We start from the raw sequence: 247 nt of genomic DNA, 5'->3' as shown, positions 1-247 counted from the left end.
TTTCTGTGTCACCTCGAGCAGCAGGATCTGAGCTGGTCAACGCTGGCGCCTGCTGCGGGCGAAGTGCGCCCAGCAGCGTTGGAGGCGGCGGTCAATACGGCCATTACGCAACACGGACTCCACCCAAACACGCGCGCGGCCATTAACCACGCCTTCAACGTGGTTCTGCTGGGGCCTTCCGGTATAGTCCGCCTGATACCTGTGTGGCCTGAACACCAAGCCGTGATGGCGCAACTGCCCACAACCC

General features: G+C 62.3%; 1 protein-coding gene. It reads left to right on the top strand.

Going from position 1 to position 247, the window contains the following annotated elements; translation table 11 throughout:
* Positions 1–247: hypothetical protein (locus WLY71_RS31750; protein ID WP_347806610.1), on the top strand; the 247-nt coding region annotated here is incomplete at both ends.

It is taken from the genome of Pseudomonas rossensis, assembly GCF_039888995.1.
In the GTDB taxonomy this organism is placed as follows: domain Bacteria; phylum Pseudomonadota; class Gammaproteobacteria; order Pseudomonadales; family Pseudomonadaceae; genus Aquipseudomonas; species Aquipseudomonas rossensis.
Note: the sequence above shows the minus strand (reverse complement) of the source record. Positions and strands in the feature narration are given on the sequence as shown.